This is a genomic window from Longimicrobium sp. (genome assembly GCF_036388275.1).
GTDB lineage: Bacteria > Gemmatimonadota > Gemmatimonadetes > Longimicrobiales > Longimicrobiaceae > Longimicrobium.
Map to the genome: position 1 here is coordinate 26,239 of NZ_DASVSF010000007.1, position 16,793 is coordinate 43,031.

The 16,793-nt window shown below is 68.6% G+C and carries 13 protein-coding genes and 1 tRNA gene; 12 read left to right on the forward strand and 2 right to left on the reverse strand.

Going from position 1 to position 16,793, the window contains the following annotated elements:
• The first annotated feature begins 83 nt into the window (after positions 1-83).
• The 3 genes from VF632_RS02455 (at position 84) to VF632_RS02465 (ending at position 4,159) form a co-directional block, all read left to right on the forward strand.
• Entirely contained in the window at positions 84-2,504 is a 2,421-nt protein-coding gene (locus tag VF632_RS02455) for an FdhF/YdeP family oxidoreductase (RefSeq protein WP_414682877.1), read from the forward strand.
• 145 nt (positions 2,505-2,649) lie between these two features.
• Entirely contained in the window at positions 2,650-3,669 is a 1,020-nt protein-coding gene (locus VF632_RS02460; protein ID WP_331021254.1) for a 6-bladed beta-propeller, read from the forward strand.
• Positions 3,670-3,712: 43 nt separating this feature from the next.
• A complete protein-coding gene (locus VF632_RS02465) occupies positions 3,713-4,159 on the forward strand; it encodes a hypothetical protein (RefSeq protein ID WP_331021255.1) in 447 nt (148 codons plus the stop codon).
• A gap of 219 nt (positions 4,160-4,378) precedes the next feature.
• Here the strand turns inward: VF632_RS02465 and VF632_RS02470 are convergent, their stop codons facing one another.
• Both VF632_RS02470 and trxB read right to left on the reverse strand, forming a co-directional pair.
• Complete coding sequence (locus VF632_RS02470; RefSeq protein ID WP_331021256.1) at positions 4,379-4,711, reverse strand: type II toxin-antitoxin system HicB family antitoxin; 333 nt, start codon at positions 4,709-4,711, stop codon at positions 4,379-4,381.
• A 196-nt stretch (positions 4,712-4,907) separates the two neighbouring features.
• Positions 4,908-5,969, reverse strand: coding sequence for a thioredoxin-disulfide reductase (trxB, locus tag VF632_RS02475; protein ID WP_331021257.1), 1,062 nt, complete (start codon positions 5,967-5,969; stop codon positions 4,908-4,910).
• Between the two features lie 558 nt (positions 5,970-6,527).
• Between trxB and VF632_RS02480 the strand changes: the two genes are divergently transcribed.
• From VF632_RS02480 to VF632_RS02520, 9 genes are all read left to right on the forward strand, one after another.
• Complete coding sequence (locus VF632_RS02480) at positions 6,528-7,247, forward strand: SDR family oxidoreductase (RefSeq protein ID WP_331021258.1); 720 nt, start codon at positions 6,528-6,530, stop codon at positions 7,245-7,247.
• A 115-nt stretch (positions 7,248-7,362) separates the two neighbouring features.
• Entirely contained in the window at positions 7,363-9,558 is a 2,196-nt protein-coding gene (locus tag VF632_RS02485; protein WP_331021259.1) for a PBP1A family penicillin-binding protein, read from the forward strand.
• A 105-nt stretch (positions 9,559-9,663) separates the two neighbouring features.
• Positions 9,664-9,746: transfer RNA gene (locus VF632_RS02490), tRNA-Leu, on the forward strand.
• Positions 9,747-9,888: 142 nt separating this feature from the next.
• Positions 9,889-10,209 carry a helix-turn-helix transcriptional regulator gene (locus VF632_RS02495; RefSeq protein WP_331021260.1) on the forward strand — a complete coding sequence of 107 codons (321 nt, stop codon included), beginning with the start codon at positions 9,889-9,891 and terminating at the stop codon, positions 10,207-10,209.
• Positions 10,206-11,492 carry a type II toxin-antitoxin system HipA family toxin gene (locus VF632_RS02500; protein ID WP_331021261.1) on the forward strand — a complete coding sequence of 429 codons (1,287 nt, stop codon included), beginning with the start codon at positions 10,206-10,208 and terminating at the stop codon, positions 11,490-11,492. Before VF632_RS02495 ends, VF632_RS02500 begins: the two co-directional genes overlap by 4 nt.
• Positions 11,493-11,840: 348 nt before the next feature.
• A complete protein-coding gene (locus tag VF632_RS02505; protein WP_331021262.1) occupies positions 11,841-12,713 on the forward strand; it encodes a hypothetical protein in 873 nt (290 codons plus the stop codon).
• Positions 12,714-12,717: 4 nt separating this feature from the next.
• Positions 12,718-13,389 carry a YdcF family protein gene (locus VF632_RS02510; RefSeq protein ID WP_331021263.1) on the forward strand — a complete coding sequence of 224 codons (672 nt, stop codon included), beginning with the start codon at positions 12,718-12,720 and terminating at the stop codon, positions 13,387-13,389.
• A gap of 132 nt (positions 13,390-13,521) precedes the next feature.
• The gene (locus VF632_RS02515; RefSeq protein ID WP_331021264.1) at positions 13,522-14,799 is read left to right on the forward strand and encodes a pitrilysin family protein; all 1,278 of its coding nucleotides are present in this window, start codon (positions 13,522-13,524) and stop codon (positions 14,797-14,799) included.
• Positions 14,796-16,181 (forward strand): pitrilysin family protein, encoded by a 1,386-nt coding sequence (locus tag VF632_RS02520; protein WP_331021265.1) that lies wholly within the window; start codon positions 14,796-14,798, stop codon positions 16,179-16,181. Before VF632_RS02515 ends, VF632_RS02520 begins: the two co-directional genes overlap by 4 nt.
• Positions 16,182-16,793: the final 612 nt, after the last annotated feature.

Below are 16,793 nucleotides of genomic sequence, written 5' to 3' on the forward strand. Positions count from 1 at the left end.
ACGACCGCGACAAGCCCCAGCCCGACGCCTGGGAAGCCGCCAAGATCGATCTGGCGAGCGAGGAGGGCGTGCGCCAGGAGCTGGTGGATGAGGGGAAGCACCCTGCCACCTCCGCCGACGAGGCCTCTCACGGCGACGTGCACGCCCACACGCCCGAGGAGTTCACCGGGCTCAAGCTGGGGAAGGTGAAGCGCACGGCCGCGGGGCTCAAGGCCGTGCAGGTGGCCATGCAGTACGCCGTCGGCGAGATGGGCGCGGTGAACGGCACGCGCATGCTGCTGAACCTCAACCAGCCGGGCGGGCTTGACTGCCAGAGCTGCGCCTGGCCCGATCCCGCGCCCGGCGAGCGCTCGGGCTTCGCGGAGTACTGCGAGAACGGCGCGAAGGTCACGGCCGAAGAGAATACGCGCACCCTGATTCGGCCGGAGTTCTTCGCGCAGAATAGCGTGGCGGAGCTGTCGCGCAGGTCTGACTTCTGGCTGGCCAAACAGGGGCGCATCGCCCAACCCATGGTGCTGCGCGACGGCGCCACGCACTACCAGCCGATCGCCTGGGACGAGGCGTTCCAGCTGCTTGCCAGCGAGTTGAACGGGCTGGACTCGCCCGACGAGGCCGCGTTCTACACCTCCGGCCGCACCAGCAACGAGGCGGCGTTCCTGTACCAGCTGTTCGTCCGGCAGTTCGGCACCAACAACCTGCCGGACTGCAGCAACATGTGCCACGAGTCCAGCGGCGCGGCGCTCACCGACGCCATCGGCATCGGCAAGGGCACGGTGACGCTGGACGACGTGATGCACACCCACCTGTTGATCGACATCGGCCACAACCCGGGCAGCTGCCACCCGCGCATGCTGTCCGCAATGCAGGAGCTGAAGCGCAACGGCGGGAGGATCATCGCCATCAATCCCCTGCCGGAAACGGGGCTCAACCACTTCAACAACCCGCAGGAGCTGAAGAACCCGCTGCGGGCGATGAGCGTGCTGACGGGCGCCGGCACCCCGCTGGCCGACCTCTTCGTTCCCGTGCGCATCGCTGGCGACGTGGCGCTGCTCAAGGGTGTGGTCAAGGAGATGCTCGAGGAGGAGCGCCGGTCGCCCGGCACCGTGTTCGATCACGCCTTCATCCGCCAGCACACGCACGGCTACGACGCCTTCATCGAAGACCTGGGGCACGAAAGCTGGCGGGTGATCATCGAGCAGAGCGGCGTCACGCGCGAGGAGATCAACCGCGTCGCGCAGATGGTGATGCAAAGCCGCACGGTGATCGTCGCCTGGGCCATGGGGCTCACCCAGCAGCCGCAGGCCGTGGCCGCCATCCAGGAGATCGTGAACCTGCTGCTGCTGAAGGGGAGCATCGGCAAGCCCGGGGCGGGGGCGCTGCCGGTGCGCGGCCACAGCAACGTGCAGGGCGATCGCACGGTAGGCATCTGGGAGCGGATGCCGGAAAAGTTCCTGGAGCGCATCGGCGAGGAGTTCGGCTTCGATCCCCCGCGCCACCACGGCTACGACACGGTGGAAACGCTCAAGGCCATGCACGCCGGCAAGGTGAAGGTGTTCCTGGGGATGGGCGGCAACTTCCTCTCCGCCGGTCCCGACACGGAGTACGCGGCGGAGGCCATGCGCCGCTGCCGCCTGACGGCGCAGGTTTCCATCAAGCTCAACCGCGGGCATCTGGTCACGGGGCGCACCGCGCTCATCCTCCCCACGCTTGGCCGCGCCGAGCGCGACGTGCAGGCGTCGGGGGTGCAGATCGTGTCGATGGAGAACTCGATGGGGATCGTCCACTCCTCGCGCGGCATGCTGGCGCCGGCTTCAGAGCACCTGGTCAGCGAGGTGTCCATCGTCTGCCGCCTGGCGAAGGCCACGCTGGGGGCGCGCAGCACGGTGGACTGGGACGCGATGGCGGCGGACTACGACCTGATCCGCGAGCGCATCCAGCGGGTGATTCCCGGGTTCGACGACTACAATCGGCGCGTGCGCGAACCTGGCGGCTTCTACCTCCCCAACCTGGCGCGCGACAAGCGCCAGTTCACCACCACGACGGGCAAGGCCAACTTCACCGTGCACCCCATCCACCGGGTGCAACTGGAGCCGGGGCAGCTGATCATGATGTCCATGCGCAGCCACGACCAGTTCAACACCACGGTGTTCGGGCTGAACGACCGCTACCGGGGCATCCACAACGAGCGCCGCGTGTTGATGATGAATGCGCAGGACATCGCCGAGCAGGGGCTGCAGCCGGGGCAGGTGGTGGACCTGACCAGCCACTACGAGGGCGAGACGAGGGTCGCCCGGCGCTTCATCGTGCTGTCGTACCCCATTCCGCGCCGCTGCGCCGCCACGTACTATCCCGAGGCGAACGTGCTCGTCCCCATCAACTCCGTGGCGGAACGCAGCAACACACCCACCTCCAAGTTCGTCATTATCACCGTCGCCCCCTCCGCCACGCAGGAGCGGTTCGACTACGACCACGTGGAGCAGGAACAGCCCATGGCGCGCGCGTAGAGGCGACCGGGCGAGGGCCGCACGCGCTTGGGCCCCTTGCCAATAATTCCACCGTTCCGCTCCCAACGGGACTGTTGCCTTTCCTTTGGGCTCGATTTATAGTGCTCGGGCGCACCGATTCCGACATTCATGACGGGAGAGGCAAATGAAAGCCATCGTGTTGCTGGCCATCGCGGCGGCTGCCATCTGGACGGCACCCGCGCGGGCTCAGCCCTCCACGCCGATGACCGAGGTGCGCGGGACCGGGCCCCGGCTCGTGCTCACGGAAACGAGGCGGGTCGGCAGCATGGATGGGCCGGACGCCTTCGGCCGGGTGATGGACGCCACGCTGGACAGGTCGGGCCGGCTGTTGGTCGCGGACGATCTCAATCACCGGGTCGCGGTGTTCGGCCGCGACGGCAGGTTCGTCGGTTCCCTGGGCCGGCGGGGGCGCGGGCCGGGCGAGTTCGAAAGCCCCTGGCTCGTGGCCACCGATGCGCGCGACAGCATCTTCGTCTGGGACATGGGCCTCAGCCGGATGAGCGTGTTCAGCCCCGACCTGCGATTCAGGCGGAGCTTCGCGGTGCCGCCACAGTGGAGCGTCAGTTCGCTCCGCTTCTTCCCCGACGGCCGGCTCCTTGTTGCTGCGTATGGCAGGAACGAGCCAGGCACCCTCCACATCCTGAGCCGGACAGGGCAGCGTCAGCGCTCGTTTGGACCCCGGCCCAATCCGGCGGGCCTATCGGGCTTCGAGTCCAGTCTGCTCGGCGGCAGCGTGGACATCGCCGGCTCGACCATCGTGTATTCCACGAAGAGCCCCTATGAATTGTGGTTCTTCGACCTGGACGGGCGGCTCCTCACCCGGTGCGCGGGCCAACGGGCGTGGACCACCCGGCCTGAAGCGGTTGTCCAAACGAGCGCCGCTCAAAACCAGCTCAAGTGGCGCGATTTCGTCCATTCGAACAATGTGGTGGGGCTTGGGAACGGGATGTTCCTGAACCAGGTGCTGGACCCCGCGGGCGAGCGAACCGTCCTGGATCTCGTCACGCAGGATTGCAGGCTGTTGCGGCGTACCTCGCCGGGCGCACCCATCAACGTTACGGACGCGGTGGGAACTCAGCTCATCGCGGTGCGAAATCTTGAATACCCGGAGGTGCTGGTGTACGAGCGGCGTGTGGCGCGGTGAGCGTAGGGCCGGAGATCTGAACCCCCACTTTCACGAGGTCCGCATGAAAAGATTGATTACCTCCCTGGCGATGGCGGTGTGCGTCGCCGCGGTCTCAGCCGCAGTGGCCCCTTCGTCGCTCGAAGCACAATGCGTGTACGGATGTACCTGCATGGGCGGGGCATGCGGGTGCAACTCCAACGGAAGCGGTGCCCGGTGTGATACTGGCGGCACCGGCTGCGTCGTATCGGCATGTGACCCCAAGAGCCTCACTTTCGCGCCCGACGGGTCGGTGATCCGGTTGGCGTCCATGGACGCAGAGGCGAACGCTGCCGCTCCTTCTGCCCCGGCAGATCCCGGCAGCGAGCCGGGTGGCGGCGCAACCCGCTGGGAGTACGTGTCGGACGGGTTATCGGTCGCGCGAGACTGCAGGGGCGTGATCGTCGCGCGGTACTACGATCCGCAGCTGGCCGCGGAAATCCGGAGGAAGGATCGCACGATCACGCTCTGAACGCTGCACACTGAACGCGTACCAGACGTACCTGCTCGATTTTCGCCCGCTTCTCGCCCCTTGAGCTGCACCGTTGCCGGTGCGGCTCTCGGCGCTCCAGGCACGTTGGTTCGGAGGACACCCGCGTGGGCGCAGCCTTCCACGCTGATGTGGGAGGTGCGCGGGGCTGAGCCCCGGTTCGTGCTTACGGCAACGAGGCGATTTGGCCGTGAAGATCCGTCACGCAGAGCCTTGTTGAACCGCTGCTTCCACGGCCGAACTGATGAATGCGTTGAGGCTCTGCTTCTCGCTTCTTGCTCTCCGCGTAGCCGCACGGTGTAAGTCGGGGTTCATGCGGAGCACGAGTTTGCCCGAGAACGGCCGGTTCGGCTCTCGGCCTTCCTCCTTGCAAAACTCCAGATAGTCCTCGACAGCCGTGTGGAACTCGGCCTCGAGTTCAGCGACGGAATCGGCCTGAAAGGTCACCACATCCGAGATGTCCTCGACTTCGCCGTGTAGAAGCCCCGCTTCGGCGACGAACTCGACTTTAGCCGTGTAGCCTTTGTACTTCATCGTGGTTCTACTCCCGCGTTCCTCAAGAAACGGCGCACGGACCGAAGCGCCGAGGGCCAAACCGTACACTCGGCTGATCCTGGGGTCAAGCAAACGTTCGTGGGCCTGGTCAGGTGGGGACACGTAAGTTGTTGGTATGCGAAAAGGCCGCGTTCTGGGTGACGCGGCCTTTTCCGGTATTTCTGAGGATCAACGCCTACTCGGCGTGGACCATCTCCTCGGCGACGGCGATGGACGATTCGCCGGTTTCCAGCATGGGGACAGCGCCGATGTGCTCGTGGTGCGCCAGCCAGCGCTCCGCTTCGAGCGCCGCCATGCACCCCGTTCCCGCGGCCGTGATCGCCTGGCGGTAGTAGTCGTCCATCACGTCGCCCGCGGCGAACACGCCTTCCACGGTTGTGGAGGTGCGCCACGGCACCGGGCACTTCACGTAGCCGTGCTCCGTGAGGTCGATCTGCCCCTTGAGGAACGCGGTGTTGGGCGTGTGGCCGATGGCGACGAAGAGCCCGCCCACCTCCAGCTCGCGCTGCTCGCCGGTGACGGAGTCCTCCAGCCGAAGCGCGGTGACGAAGTCGTCGCCCACCACCGCGGCCACGCGGCTGTTCCACTCCACGCGGATCTTGGGATTGGCGAGCACCCGCTCGGCCATGATCTTGGAGGCCCGGAAGGCGTCGCGGCGGTGCACGATCACCACCTCGCCGGCGTACTTGGTGAGGTAGGTGGCTTCTTCCATCGCCGTGTCGCCGCCGCCCACCACGGCCAGCCGCTTGCCCCGGAACGCGGGCAGGGCGCCATCGCACACCGCGCAGGCCGACACGCCGCCACCGGTTTGCGCCAGGCGGATCTCGTTGTCCAGCCCCAGCCAGTTGGCGCGTGCGCCGGTAGCCACGATCACGGCGCGGGCGCGGATCTCGTCGCTGTACGTGGGGCGCAGCACGAAGGGATAGGTGGAGAAATCCACCGAGTCGATGTTCTCCATCAGCGAGCGCGTGCCGAAGCGCTCGGCCTGCTCCTTCATGCGCGTGGGGAGCTCCTGCCCGCTGACGCCCTCCGGAAAGCCGGGAAAGTTCTCCACGTCGCCGGTGAACATCAGCTGGCCCCCGGGGATCATGTCGCGCGAGATTTCGCCCTCGACCACCAGGGGGGCCAGGTTGGCGCGGGCGGCGTAGATGGCGGCGGTCCATGCCGCGGGCCCCGACCCGATGATCACCAGCGTCTCGACGTTGCCTTCCACGCGCAGCTCCTGTGTGTTTCCCATGGCGATTGCTGTCGACGAATATAACGGAAACGCATCGCAGGCTGCCAGCGGGACGACGCAGAGTCAGGAGTCTTGTTCCCGGAGGCAGCATGGGAAGTGAGTGCCCGCCTGCACGGGCGAATGAATTCGCTGCAACGACCACACGAAGTCTGCCTTCGCAGACTGGCCTGCTGGGATGTGAGTTGCAACCTGTGGCGCGCCCGGAGCCTGGTGCAGTTCTCCCCCTCTCCCGCTTGCGGGAGAGGGGGCCGGGGGGAGAGGGCAGCCGGGGCACGCGCCGGACCTCCCGAAGCGCATCAAGCCATGCAAGCGGTCCTTGCCCACACATCGGCACAACGGACGCGCACTACACTGGCTCCCTTCCCCCGCGGCTGTTTGCGGGGGAAGGGCTGGGGATGGGGGGCGGCCGCGGAATGGGCCGGGGCCAAGCTTACGGGTGGGACCTCGGCAGCGGCGAGGGATGATGTGCGGGCCAGTGTGGTGCGCCTGGGCCTCAGGAGACAGCCGGGTGAGCACCCGCCGTTGCCGCCGCCGCCTCTGCGCGTGTAACCTTCCCGCATGAAAACCGCACTCGTCACCGGCGGCGCAGTCCGCATCGGCCGCGAAATCTCTTCCGCGCTCGCCGGGCGCGGATACCGGCTCGTCATCCATTACAACTCGTCCGCGCGGCCCGCGGAGAAGCTGCGCGACGAGATCGTGGCGGGCGGTGGGGAGGCGGCCATCATCGGAGCGGACCTGTCGAACGATGCGGAGGTGCGGCGGCTGGCAAGCGAGGCCGTTGATGCGTTCGGCGGCATCGACCTGCTCGTCAACAACGCATCCGTGTTCCCGTCCGAGCGTCTGGAGCAGACCAGCGAAGAGCTCTGGGACCACACGCTCGCCGTCAACCTGAAGGCGCCCTTCTTCCTCATCCGGCACCTCGCGCCCACCCTTCGCGAACGGAAGGGCACCGTCATCAACCTCGCGGACCTCGCGGGGATGCAGGCGTGGGCCGCCTACGCCGCCCACGCGGTGTCGAAAGCGGGGCTCATTCACCTGACGAAGGTAGCCGCGCGAAACCTTGCGCCCGACGTTCGCGTAAACGCCATTGCGCCCGGCACCGTGCTGCCGCCGGAACACCTCACCGAGGCAGAGATCGCGGAGCTGGCGCGGCGCGCGCCGCTGCAGCGCAACGGATCGCCGCAAGACGTGGTGCGCGCATTGTTGTATCTTGTGGAGGCGGACTTCGTTACCGGCGAAACGCTGGTCGTCGACGGCGGGCGGCTGCTGCGCGGCTGAGTCTCCACCCGTCGACGGAAACCGGAGCAGCGGCGGACTCGGAACACCACCCGTCCCGCGCCGGTACACAGCTGGACCTCCTGGCAGACTCTCCATCCCGTTTTCCCCGAGCCAGATGGCACGCAAGACCACCCGGCCCCGTGCCGCCACCCGCGGCGGACGCTCACGGCTGCGCACCACCGTTCGCGTCCTGCTGGTCGTGCTGGCCGTCGGCGCGGCGGCGGGCGTGGGCGCGCTGGCGTGGCTGTGGCCCCGCTGCTCGGGCGCGGACTGCCCATCGGTCGTGGCGCTGCGTGACTACGCGCCCCCGCAGGCCACGCGTGTGTACGACGGCCGTGGCCAGCTGGTGGCCCATCTTGCCCCCGAGCGCCGCATCGTGGTGCCGCTGGAGCGCATTCCCGCCCACGTGTCGGGCGCCTTCCTGGCCGTGGAAGACAAGCGTTTCTATCGCCACAAGGGCGTGGACTGGCGCCGTGCGTTCGGCGCCATGGCCCGTAACGTCCGCTCGCTCAGCTGGAGCCAGGGCTTCAGCACCGTCACCATGCAGCTGGCGCGGAACGTCTTTCCCCAGCACCTGAAGCGCGAAAAGACGCTGCGGCGCAAGCTGTGGGAGATCACTTTGGCGCGGAAGATCGAGGGCGAGTTCTCCAAGGACGAGATCCTGGAGATGTACCTGAGCCAGATCTACCTGAGCGCCGGTCTCTATGGGGTGGAAGCGGCGTCGCAGGGGTACTTCGGCAAGTCGGCGACGAAGCTGACCAACGCCCAGGCCGCCATGTTGGCCGCCATCCCGCGCAACCCGTCGTTCTACGATCCCCGCCGCAACCCCGACGCGGTGCGCAGCCGCCGCGACCTGGTGCTGGGGATGATGGCATCATCCGGCGTGATCTCGCGCGAAGAGGCGCAGGCCGCCATCGCCGAGCCGCTGGGCCTGGCCCCGCCGCCCGAGGCCCGCGGTCGTGCGCCGTACTTCGTCGCCGCGGTGCGCCGCGAGCTTCGCGAGCGCTTCGGCACCGACGCCGACCAGGCGGGCTACCGCGTGTACACCTCGCTCGACCCGGCCCTGCAGTCCGCCGCCGAGCAGGCGCTTGTCGCGCAGATCCGCGCGGTGGAGCGCGGAGCCCACGGCCGCTTCCGCGGTGCATCCTGCGGCGGGGGCAAGCCGGCCAACCCCGGCGCGTGCCTGCAGGGGATGTTCGTGGCGATGGACCCCGATAACGGCAACGTGCTGGCCCTGGTGGGCGGCCGCGACTACGCGCTCAGCCAGTTCGACCGCGCCACGCAGGCGCGCCGGCAGGCGGGTTCGGCCTTCAAGCCCATTGTGTACTCCGCGGCGCTGGCGAAGGGCATTCCCATCACCGAGCCGCTGGTGGGTCCGGGTGCCACGGATTCCACGGGCGGCTACTATCCCGCCGACCACATCTCCGACTCGCTCACGATGGACATGCGCGGGGCGCTGCGCACCTCGTCCAACCGCGCGGCGGTGGTCCTGGGGCAGAAGGTGGGCGCCACGCGCGTGGTGCAGGCCGCGCACGACATGGGCATCACGACGGAGATCAAGCCGTATCCGTCTACCTTCCTGGGCGCGGCCTCGGTGATCCCCATCGAGCTCGTGGCCGCCTATGCCCCGTTCGCCAACGGCGGCGCCGCGGTGAAGCCCCGGCTCATCCAGCGGGTGGTGGATTCCAATGGCCGCGTGGTGTGGGAGGCCAAGTCGGCCAAGCGCTACGTGATGTCGCCTGGGGTGGCCTACCTGACCACCTCGCTGATGCGCGACGTGGTGGACCGGGGCACGGGATCGGGCGTGCGGACGGCGGGGCTGCCGTACACCATCGCCGCCGCGGGGAAGACGGGAACGACGAACGATGCGGCGGACGTGTGGTTCGTGGGTGCCACTCCCGACGTGGTGGCGGGCGTGTGGCTGGGCTTCGACCGTCCCGCGCGCATCCTGGCCAACGCGTCGGGCGGCGGACTGGCGGCGCCGGTGTGGGGCAAGGTGATGGCGTCGTATTACCAGCGGCACGGCGCGCCCACCGCGTGGACGCCGCCCTCGGACCTTACGAGCGTGCAGATCGACCGCTCAACGGGCCGCCTGGCGACCGGCGGATGCCCCGGCGAGCAGGTGGCGACGGAGTACTTCCTTCCCGGCACCGAGCCGACGGAGCAATGCCCGCTGCACCCGGACGACTTCGGCGGCTGGTTCGGCCGCACGATGCGCGGCGTGGGCGACTGGCTGGGCATCGGCGGCGACCCCAAGCAGGCGCTCCCGCCCAAGCCCCGAGCCCGCGATCCGCTGTCCGGCACGCATTAGACTGAACGGGTGGATTCGGGTCGGCGAATCGGAACGGTGGATGAACGCGGGACTTGGGATTATGTTGAAGCACGCGAGTCGTCCCGATCGGACCGTTCTCGCTGCGCCTGGGTGGTGAAATCGGCAAACACAGCAGACTTAAAATCTGCCGGGCTACGCCCTTACGGGTTCGAGTCCCGTCCCAGGCATTCACGGACATGCGCAAACCCCGGAGCCCCGCTCCGGGGTTTGCGCGTTTATGCCACGCTTGTCCTTGCACCGAGCCTAAAGTACAATGTATGATACGGAGAGGCCCTATCACGTTCGATACACAAGGCTATGAAGTCCGGAGTGTTCGACCTGATGCCGACGCGTCTGCGGCGTTCGCTGGAGAAGCTCGGACGGGATATCTCACTCGCGCGGCGCAAGCGCGGTCTCACCATCGCCATGATGGCCGAGCGCATCGGCGTGGCGAGGGGTACGTACCTGCGGGTGGAGAAGGGTGACGCGACGGTGGCGATCGGCACGTATGCGATGGCACTGTTCGTTCTCGGATTGGGATCGCCGTTCGAAGACGTCGCCGACGCACGGCACGACGAGCATGGGTTGATGCTCGACGCCGAGCGCGTTCCCAAGCGCGTTCGCGTTTCCCGGAAGGTCCGGGCGTTGTGACGCGCACGATCGACGTGTGCCTGGGCGACTCTGGCCGCCTGATCGGGCTCCTGCGCTACAACCAGGAGGGGCCGCGGGAGAGTGCCTCGTTCGAGTACCATCCCGAGTGGCTGGCGGCTGCGGACCGCTTCAGCCTGGAGCCCGGGCTCCGGCTGGTCGCGGGTCCGCAGTTCCATCGCAAGTCGAAGGAGGGTTCCGTCTTCCACGCCGCCATCGCGGACACCGAACCAGATGGGTGGGCCCGCCGCGTCATCTTGCGCGACCACGCCAAGAGGCGGGAACAGGCCCGCCGCGGCGGGAACGACGTGCCCCCGATTGCGGGGTCGCTGGACTTTCTCCTGGCGGTCGACGATGCCAGCCGGATCGGCGCGCTCAGGTTTCGCGATGAAGAGGGCGTTTTCCGCCGGGCCCCGGAGCCGGGCGGGCGCGGGGTGCCGCCCCTGGTGGAGTTGCGGGATCTTTTGGCCGCGACACGCGCGGTAGAGACGAACACGGAGTCGGCCGCGGACCTCGCGTACCTGCGGGGCCGCGGAACGTCGTTGGGTGGCATGCGTCCGAAGTGCACCGTAGTCGACGATGCCGGCCACCTCTCCATCGGCAAGTTCCCGAGCGTGCACGACGAACGAGCGGTCACTAAAGGAGAGGTGCTGGCGATGCAGCTTGCCGAGCGCGCCGGCATCCGCGCCGCACACACGAGGCTGGTTACCAGCGCCGGAGTTCCCGTAGCGCTGGTTCGGCGCTTCGATCGCATGGATGGCGGCCGGATCATGTACGTCTCGGCGGCGACCATGCTGGGGGTTGAGCCTGACGATCCGAGCGACCACACCTATGCGGAGATCGCCGATGCTCTTCGAATGTACGGCGCCGAGCCGCGTGCAGACGTGGAAGAACTCTGGCGTCGGATCGCCTTTTCGATCTTGATCACCAACGTCGACGATCACCTGCACAACCATGGATTCCTCCACGTAGACCGCGGCAAGTGGCGCTTGGCACCCGCGTTCGACGTGAACCCGTTCCCGGACCGGCAGCGCGAGTTGAAGACGTGGATCACGGAAGAGACTGGCCCCGGCGCCACGATCGAAGCTCTACTGGACTCCGCTTCGTATTTTCAGGTCGGTCCAAGCCGCGCGAGAGAGATCCTCGGCGAGGTCGAGCGCGCGGTGAATAGTTGGCGGGAGCATGGAAGGGCATTGGGAATGGATGCCGCTGAACTCGGTGAGTTCGCTGAAGCGTTCGAGCACCCGGAGCGCGGGAATGCGCGCCGGGCCGTCAGCCGTGCGTAGCCCGTCCCGACTAGCGAGCGACGATTTGCACAGGATCGCCGGATACGCTCTTAGTGTTCCATGTATCGATAACGTCCGGTGATTATGATCCATATATGGAATGTAACCAGTGAAACGACGGCGGCTGGAGCGCGCCGTCAAACGTGGTGCGAAAGATGCCCCTGAGTTCGTGTCGTGACAGTTGACCGTAGTCTGCTCCCGGCCATCCAGGGGTGGTGGCACAGGAAGCGATGGCTATCGCCGCGGCAGACGGTCCCTTGCGGCGGGGGGCGGGCGGGGGCAGGATTCCAATGGCGCCCCGGCATCGCGCGGGACGCACACGGGCCGGGAACCATCGACGGACGGCGGATGAGCGAGAACGGGTTTGGAGCGGCGGGGCACGAAACGGCCGAGGCGCTGGTGGCCGAGGTGGAGGCGCTGGGCGAGCAGGATCGCTGGCACGAGGCTCACCAGCTTCTGGCCGATGAGCTGGAGTCGCACGCCGACGATCCCCGCGTGCTGTGCTGGATGGGGATCGCCGCGCAGCGCCTGGGCGAGGAAGGCGAGGCGTACGACATGTTCCGCCGCACGCTGGAACTGCAGCCGGAAGACCCGTTCGTCCTGGCCGTCGCCGGCACCGCCGTCGCCGCGCTGGACGACCCCGCGGGTGAGGGGGCGCTGCGCATGGCCGCACTCACTGCGCCCGACTTTCCCTTCGCGCGCCAGGCGTACGGGGCCTACCTGTCTCGCGAGGGGCTGTTCGACGAGGCGCTGGTGGAGCTGGAGGCCGCCCGCAGGCTGGCGCCCGACGACGCGGCCATCCACATGGAGCTCGGCATCGCTCTTCTCCTGGCCCGGAAGACCAGCGAGGGGCTTGACGCGCTGGAAGAAGCGCTGTCGCACGCGCCCGACGACAGCTGGTTACGCGCCCTGTTCGGCCTGTCGCTGGCGGACGCGGGACGCGGCGAGGAGAGCGCCGAGCAGCTTCACCAGGCGGCCGGGGAGCGCCACGAAGACGTCGAGGTGCAGCTGCTGGCCGCGCTGGCGATGGGCGCGCAGGGGTGGGAAGACCCTGCGTGGGAAGCCTTCGCCCGGGCCGAGGGCGCGGCCGACAGCGCCGACCGCGAGCTGCTGGCCGAGGTGGAGGACCGGCTGACGGCCGGCGCCGACGAAGCGGAGCAGTTCCTGCGAGCCGACCTGGGACCCACACTCCTTCGCGAGCGCCTTCTGCAGCGGACCTGACCTCGTGACCCACTCCGATCCCCACGCCCCTCCGCCCGTCGCGCCGGGGGACCGCGCGCCGGCCCCCCCGCGCCGGCGCGACCCGTGGCCCGTGCGCATCGTCCGCGGGCTGGTGAAGCTGGCGATCTTCATGGTTGCCTGCTGGGCGCTCACCGTGGCCGCCATCCACCTGTATGGGCGTCGCAACGAGGCGCAAAAGGCGGATGCCATCGTGGTGCTGGGCGCGGCCCAGTACGACGGCCGCCCCTCGCCCGTGCTGCAGGCGCGGCTGGACCACGCCATCTCGCTGTATGAAAAGGGAATCGCGCCGCGGATGATCATGACGGGCGGGCAGGCCCCGGGCGACACCGTCAGCGAGGGCGAGGTGGGCCGGCGCTACGCCATGCGGCGCGGCGTTCCCGGCAACGCCATCCTGGTGGAGAAGTCGGGGATGACGACGCTGGAATCCATGCAGTCCGTCTCCGAATTGATGGGCAACCGCAAGATGGACACGGCCGTGCTGGTGAGCGACCCCTTCCACATGCTGCGGCTGAAGCTGCTGGCGCGGCTGGTGGGCTTCCGCGGATACACCTCGCCCACGCTCACCAGCCCCATCTCCGAGAGCCGCAGCGTGGAGCGCAAGCACCTGATCCGCGAAAGCTTCAGCCTGCCGTTCGCGCTGCTGCAGGCGCTGTGAACTTCGGCAACCACGGTAACTACGGTCGGGACGGTCACCACGGGATGCGCCGCGATGGGCTCTTCGTGCTCCCGCCCCGGTCACCGCAGTTGCCGTTTTTACCGTTCTTACCGTCTTTCCCGTAGTTACCCGATGCAGATCCCCATCGAACGATACACGCTCGGCAACGGCCTGCGGGTAGTGCTTTCCGCAGACCATTCCCTTCCCGTGGTGACGGTGAACTTCTGGTACAACGTCGGCAGCCGGAACGAGCGGCCGGGGCGCACCGGGCTGGCGCACCTGTTCGAGCACATGATGTTCCAGGGCTCGCAGAACGTTCCCGACACGCAGCACATGCAGATGGTGGAGCGCGTGGGCGGGTCCATCAACGCCAGCACCTGGCTGGACCGCACCACCTACTACACCACGGTCCCCGCCAGCCACCTGGAGCTGGCGCTGTGGCTGGACAGCGACCGGATGGGCTTCTTCCTCCCCGCGCTCACCCAGGAAAAGTTCGACAACCAGCGCGAGGTGGTGAAGAACGAGCGCCGCCAGCGCATGGACAACGCGCCGTACGGCGACTGGGACGAGCGGATGCAGCGGCTGGTGTTTCCGCCCGACCACCCGTACCACCACTCGGTCATGGGCAGCATGGAAGACCTGGACGCGACCAGCCTGGACGACGTCGCCGACTTCTTCCGCACCTTCTACGCGCCAGACAACGCCGTGCTCACCCTGTGCGGCGACTTCGACCGCGACACGGCGCGGTCGCTGATCGAGCGCTACTTCGGGCCCATCCCCCGGGGCCCCGGGCTCCCGCCGCTCCCCGGCACGCCCGGCGTCAGCCCCCTGCAGCTGGGCCGCGAGATCCGCGAAACGGTGGCGCAGGCCGTGGCCGCGGCACGCGTGTACCTGGGATACCGCATTCCCCCGTACGGCACCCCCGACTACTACGCCGCCGACGTGCTTTCCGAGCTGCTGGCGGGCGGCAAGTCGGCCCGGCTGTACCGCTCTCTCGTACGCGAGCGGCGGCTGGCCAGCGCCATCACCGCCATGGTGTTTCCCGTGGTCACCGGCGCGTCGTTGTTCGTCATGCGCGGCAGCGTGCTGCCGGGCCAGCCGCCCGGGCCGGTGGAGCAGGCGCTGCTGGAGGAGCTGGGCACGCTGGGACGGGAAGGCCCGACGGACCGCGAGATGGAACGGGCCGTCACCGGACTGGAGGCGCGGCACCTCCTCGGCCTGCAGAAGACCAGCGAGCGGGCGGACGCCCTGTCCATGCTGGAAACCTACTTCGGCGACCCGGGGCTGATCGAAACCGAGCTGGACCGCTACCGCGCCGTCACCGCCGCCGACGTGCGCCGCTTCGTAAACGAGTACCTTTCCGGGGAGAGCCGCGTGGTGCTGACGTACGTTCCCCAGGAGGCCGCGTGACCGCGCCCGCCGCCGTCCTGGACCGCGCCCGTCCCCCCGCGCCAGGGCCGCTGCGGCCCTTTCACTTTCCGGCCGTGCAGCGCGCCACGCTGGCGAACGGGCTGCAGGTGCTGGTGGCAGAAAGGCACGCCTTTCCGCTGGTCACCATCGACCTGGTGATTCCGGCCGGCGGGCTCTCCGAAACGGAGGAGCGCGCGGGCCTGAGCTCGTTCACCTCGGGCCTGCTGGAGTCCGGCGCAGGCGAACGCGACGCCGCCGCCATCGCCGAGCGGGTAGACGAGCTGGGGCTGGTGCTGGACAGCACCAACTCGTGGGACATCACCCTCGTCGGCTTTACGGGCCTGCGCGCCCGGGCCGACGAGGCGATGCAGGTGGTGGCCGACCTGGCGATGCGCCCCACGTTCCCCGAGCACGAGGCGCAGCGCATCCGCGACGAGCGGCTGGCCTCGCTGGCGCAGCGCCGAGCGGACCCCTCCGGGCTGGCCGACGAGCTGGTGACGAAGTTCATCTACCCCGAAGACCATCCGTTCTCGCGCCGGCTGACCGGCCCGGCCGAAACCCTCGCAACGCTCACGAGGGAGGACGCGGCGGCGTTCCACGAATCGCACTTCCGCCCCGGCGGCGCCTGGCTGTGCGCGGGCGGCGACCTGACGCTGGACGAGGTGGTGAGCCTGGCGGAAAGGCACTTCGGCGGCTGGACGGGCACCGTGCCGCCTCCGCGCGCGCCGGAGACGCACAACCGGCTGGGGGAAACCACCATCATCCTGGCCGACCGCCCCGGCGCGGTACAGAGCGAGGTGCGGGTGGGGCACGTGGGCGTGCCGCGGACCACGGACGACTTCTTCGCCATCACGGTGCTGAACACCATGCTGGGAGGCAGCTTTGCGTCGCGTCTGAACCTGAACCTGCGCGAGCGGCTGGGCTACAGCTACGGCGTAAGTTCCAGCTTTGGGATGCGCAGGCTGCCGGGCACCTTTCACGTGGGCGGGGCCATCCAGGTCGAGGGCACCGCGCACTCCGTCAGCGAGATCCTGCTCGACATGCGCAAGCTCCAGGAGCAGCTGGTGCCCGAGGACGAGATCGACAACGCGCGCAGCTACCTGGCGGGGATCTTTCCCTTGGGGATGGAAACCACGGAGGGCATCACCGGGAAGCTGAGCACCATCGCCACCTTCGACCTTTCCGACGACTACTACCAGACGTACCGCGACCGGCTGGTGGCCGTCACCCGCGAGGAGGTGCGCGAAGCCGCCCGGCGCCGCCTGATGCCCGACCGCGCCGCCGTCATCGTCGTCGGCGACGCCGCGCGGCTGCGGGAGCCGCTGGAGGCGCTGGGCGTAGGGCCCGTGCAGGTCGTCGATCCCGCCCAGCTGCTGCGCTGAAGCCTGTCATCCAGAGGCGCAAGCGCACGGCACCAGCCCGAACGCCGAAGCCGGAGCGTCGAAGGATCTAGCGGCGGACACGTACCAGCCAGGGCGCGGCAGCGGTCACGGAAGCCGAGGCCTCGGCTGCCGTGGGGCCCTCACCCGGCCGCGTTGACACGCGTGCCACCCTCTCCCACAAACAGCGTGGGAGAGGGGGTACACCCCAGAATCCGAGTGCGCCGGGCCAGCCGAAGCGCGATCGAATTCTCCCCTCTCCCGCTTGCGGGAGAGGGGCCGGGGGTGAGGGCAGCCGCGGAGTGCGCCGGACTGGCTCGAAGCGCACCGGCCAGCAGCCCCTGCCCGCGCACCAGGTCCCGCCGAAGCGCACCGGGTTGGCTCCCTTCCCCCGCGCAGTTTGCGGGGGAAGGGTTGGGGATGGGGGGCGCCCGCGGCATGCGCCAGTGCCGGCCGAAGCGCACTCGAATTCTCCCCTCTCCGCATGCGCAGCATGCGGAGAGGGGCCGGGGGAGGGGCCACCCGCGGAATGCGCCGGACTGATTCGACGCGCGGCCAGACCCGTCCAGCAGCTTCCGCCGCGACGCGGAGCAGGTACCGACACCCGATTAGGAT